Source organism: Priestia sp. YIM B13489, assembly GCF_042787645.1.
Classification (GTDB): domain Bacteria; phylum Bacillota; class Bacilli; order Bacillales; family Bacillaceae_H; genus Priestia; species Priestia megaterium.
Window position 1 is genome coordinate 1 of the sequence record NZ_JBHZOQ010000035.1, and the last position, 2234, is coordinate 2234.

The following is a 2234-nucleotide window of genomic DNA, read 5'->3' on the forward strand; positions in this document are numbered from 1 at the left end:
TGTGGAACTTTTGCATGCGGATAATCCCATATTTTGCCATCCCTCAATCCCCCATTTCGACCACTGTATTTGGGTCTAGCATACCACAACTTTAGATTTGGTGTAACGCACTACACCAATTTTCATCTTCGATAAAATTGGGAGCGCGCTCTACGAGGTAGGCGGTCGGATTCCTCCCTGTGTTTGGCTCCGCCAAAACGAAAAAAGACATCCTTCACGGATGCCCTTTTTCATCAAGACCGTGGACGCTGTCCATCACCTGTAAGGGGAACTCTTCCCCTTAACCCCATCCTAAAAACTCCCCCAACCCCCTCACTTTTTTGAGGGGGCTCCCTCGCCGGTTGGCGTCAAACAAACGGGTTTGTTTGAGTGCCAAGAGGGTTTGGGTCTAGTAAATCTATCAACTCCTTAAATTCTCGACCTGACGGTCTTGCGATTTACCGTTGACAGAATCCTGAATTTCTTTGAGAAATCTAAGATACAAAATTATTCTTTTTTGGTAAAATCAAATAAAAATCATCAGGAGAGACTAATGAAACTTACAACCAAATCAAAGATCCAAGCATCTATTATTGCTATTGTTGCTTTTGCCATTATTTTTTATATGGCAACTGACAATTCTGCTAATAGTGATAATGAAACTACACACCAATGGTATTCAACTTCACCTACCAATATCCTAAGTACAGATGAAGCTCAAGTTGATATAGACAATATTAAAACACTACAAAAAGCAGGTTGGAGACTGTTGGTACAAGACAATAAACCAATTAGTTTTAATGAAGATGATAGTGGACGCAACGAAATAATTGAAAAAGCAGCCAATAATTTGCTTCATGGATGTTATGAACTATATATAGATTCTGATGGCAAAGTAATAAAAGCGAAGCCTAGCAACAAGGCCAGAGAGATTTTTGAAGGTAAAGAAGAAGTGGATTACTAATTTAAAAAAATACAGACATACTCATAACAAAGGCCGCCCATTATGTATCATCCTATAAGGCGGCCTTCATTGTATGTATGCTACATGTATATTCGCATATTCACGACAATATTTTTAAAATCTCAATCCCTGCGGCCGCGCACAAAAATAAATGATAACAGGAGAATAAAAAAAAACTTCTCTATAGCTACATGATTACTAACGTAATCAAATGTATCTATAGGAAAGTGTCTTGAAAATCACATGCGATTAACCTTCGTATCTAAAAAAGCTTATAAAGGCCAATCTAATAAGCATCAGAAAAATACATCCTATACGACATGTCATGCTACATAATAGAAGACACCTTTAAGGTGCAATTTTTTAATAAATCTTCTTTCACATCTCATAAGAAACATTGTATATGTTGGTTCTGATACATTATTAAAGTTGTTTATAATGCAACAACTAAAGTTTCCAAAACTGCCACCATTTCTTTTTTTCTTCTGAAGCAGCTACTAATTTTTTTGTTTCCTGCATTGATCGTAAGGTATCCATCAATGCTAAATCTCTTTGTTCCCTTTTAATTTCACTTTCTTTATAACTTTTCTTTATTTCTTCTAGCTCTTTAACCAACAATTTATTACTCTCCATAAGTTGCTCGTTAATTGCTCTTTGTTCTTTAAACATAGCTTTCAAAAAATCTAAAGAAGAAGAGTCTAATTCTTGGTTGATTGATTGATGATTGATTGATTGAACATCAATGAAAAGCTTATAACCGTCGGCTTTGAGCTTATTATCTATTTCAGTATCAATCAAGTTATCAATCATATACCACTTCCGAATTTTCTTTAGAATTTCTACGGAATCTGGATGTAATAAAATCTTTTTTCCTTCCCTCTTAGTATTAAGAAAAGCTTGATGTTTTTGTATGTATCTCCTTACAGTTGGAACAGGTGTATTAATCATTTTAGAAATATCATTAATCGTTATCCAATCCATAATATAAACTGCCCTCCTTCAATCGATCAATCAATTATCAATCAATTATCAATCAATCACTAAGACAAACTATATATAGTTTCTTTAATTTTTTCAAAATCCCTACTGATTGATCGATGATCGATTGATTGATCGGTTGGGTTACCTTTGTTTTGGGGTGGTGTGCTGGCTAGGGGTTTGGGGACTAGTCCCCAAATGTGTATCTTATTTTGAGAAAAGGTAGCAACTATGGACGGCTGCTTTGGCGGTTCGGCAGGTATAATGGCCGTCACAAGCCGATCATCTTAAACTTCGTTTTGGGTATGTTCGG

Annotated in this window: 2 protein-coding genes; one reads left to right on the plus strand and one right to left on the minus strand. The window is 35.8% G+C overall.

Annotated elements, in window-relative coordinates; all coding sequences use genetic code 11:
• The first annotated feature begins 532 nt into the window (after positions 1-532).
• Positions 533-943, plus strand: coding sequence for a hypothetical protein (locus tag ACFX4W_RS01820; protein WP_377559211.1), 411 nt, complete (start codon positions 533-535; stop codon positions 941-943).
• Between the two features lie 447 nt (positions 944-1390).
• On the opposite strand, the gene ACFX4W_RS01825 is transcribed toward ACFX4W_RS01820, so the two are convergent.
• Entirely contained in the window at positions 1391-1924 is a 534-nt protein-coding gene (locus tag ACFX4W_RS01825) for a DUF3967 domain-containing protein (RefSeq protein ID WP_154992610.1), read from the minus strand.
• Between the last annotated feature and the right edge of the window lie 310 nt (positions 1925-2234).

What these genes read in the sequence shown, in the direction of transcription:
- ACFX4W_RS01820 (WP_377559211.1), top strand. Translation starts at nt 533, where the DNA reads ATGAAACTTACAACCAAATCAAAGATCCAAGCATCTATTATTGCTATT.
- ACFX4W_RS01825 (WP_154992610.1), bottom strand. Translation starts at nt 1,924, where the DNA reads ATGGATTGGATAACGATTAATGATATTTCTAAAATGATTAATACACCT.